This window comes from Dietzia maris (genome assembly GCF_014144855.1).
Lineage (GTDB): Bacteria > Actinomycetota > Actinomycetes > Mycobacteriales > Mycobacteriaceae > Dietzia > Dietzia kunjamensis.
The window spans coordinates 1-1,014 of sequence record NZ_JAALDN010000355.1 but is presented as its reverse complement, the minus strand read 5'-3'; the positions used below and the strand labels follow the sequence as shown (position 1 = coordinate 1,014).

The following is a 1,014-nucleotide window of genomic DNA, read 5'->3' as shown; positions in this document are numbered from 1 at the left end:
ATCAACTCACACAGACCATCTGACACGCCCCGTCGAAAGTCTCTGCCACCAGTGGGTCGGTACGCGACCAACTCATCGCGCTTCTCACGGCCCAAGCCGACCTGATTGACCAGGCGCCGCTGAACATTACGACTCTGGCTTGGCTGTCAATCGGATCAGTCGGCGGCGATCCTGCCGATTCGGCCGCGATCACCTCACTGCGTAGTCGAGTCATCGAGGAATACCGGCAGCCCTTTGACCGCATCCTCACACATCCTGACGTTCGAGCACAGCTCGGCAACGTCGACACCACCTTCGCGATCGTTCAACTCCTGGGTCCCGTCGTGTTCGCTCGCCTTACTGGGCTCTGCACCGTCGACCACGACGGATGCGTGCAACTCGTTGATGATTTTCTTGCTGCCCGCAAGCAGGGAGGCGAACCCATCCCGGCCGAGTCCATCCACGACCTGAACCGCTGTGAGTCTTGGGGTGGCTGGTCTGGGACCGGCTGGCAAGGATAGGAGTTGGCCGCATCACCCCGGTCGTGACTCATGAACCGCCCGGCCCCCTCGGGGTGCCCTACTAGGGATTTGTCCAACCGGGGTGAGGCAGCCGACGCCGTCCTGGCCCACCTCGGTGACTTGATCAGAAGGCTGTCCGCTCCATAAGGAACGTGACTCATCACAGTGCTGCCCCGAAGTGACTCCTACCCAGACCGGCGCCGGCCACCAGCGGCCGGACCGCTGTCCCTGAGTAGGAAGGACCCGAGCCGCTATGACCATCGTCGCGCATGCTCACCCATTCGTCATCGGCGTTGATACCCACGCACGCAATCACGTCTTGGCAGTCCTGGCTGCCACTGGTGAGGTTATCGATACCGCCCAGTTCCCGACGACCGCCGCGGGGATGGCCCGCGCGATTTCGTGGGCCACCCGCCGCACCGGCGGTGATCAGTCCGCCCTCTGGGTGATCGAGGGAGTTGCCTCCTACGGTGTTAGGGACACCTTTCGGAAAGCAGGGTTCTGATGATCGGGT

General features: G+C 62.7%; 2 pseudogenes. Both read left to right on the top strand.

The features are described 5' to 3' along the window. Nucleotides 1–38 precede the first annotated feature (38 nt). A pseudogene (locus G6024_RS16705) lies at nt 39–500 on the top strand (TetR family transcriptional regulator C-terminal domain-containing protein); the annotation flags it as partial. A gap of 253 nt (nt 501–753) precedes the next feature. After that, a pseudogene (locus G6024_RS11830) lies at nt 754–972 on the top strand (IS110 family transposase); the annotation flags it as partial. Nucleotides 973–1,014: the final 42 nt, after the last annotated feature.